The organism is Pseudomonas sp. HY13-MNA-CIBAN-0226, from assembly GCF_040310305.1.
GTDB classification, from domain to species: domain Bacteria; phylum Pseudomonadota; class Gammaproteobacteria; order Pseudomonadales; family Pseudomonadaceae; genus Aquipseudomonas; species Aquipseudomonas gregormendelii.
Window position 1 is genome coordinate 1 of the sequence record NZ_JBEOPS010000402.1, and the last position, 257, is coordinate 257.

General features: G+C 46.7%; 1 protein-coding gene. It reads right to left on the reverse strand.

Translation table 11 applies throughout. From position 1 onward, the window contains the following. A partial coding sequence (locus AAEZ05_RS29270) for a hypothetical protein (protein ID WP_502947814.1) occupies window positions 1-257 on the reverse strand: 257 nt, incomplete at both ends.

Here is a 257-nt window from a genome sequence, read left to right on the forward strand (position 1 = left end):
GATACGTCCTCGTCCACGACCTTTGCGGATATTTTCGCGAATCAGCATGAGGGTAGTGCGATAGTCACTTTGATAGCCTTTTTCTGCAAACTCTTCAAGCAGCGCATCAACTTTTTCTGGGTCTTGCTCTTTATCGAGCAGCTTTTGCTTAAGCTCAGCCTTGCCATACTCACGTCGCGATAAATAATAAAACGCCAACCAGCGTAAGCGACTTTCGGCTTTGATTGCATCAATATCCGCTTGACGTTGTTCAGGGG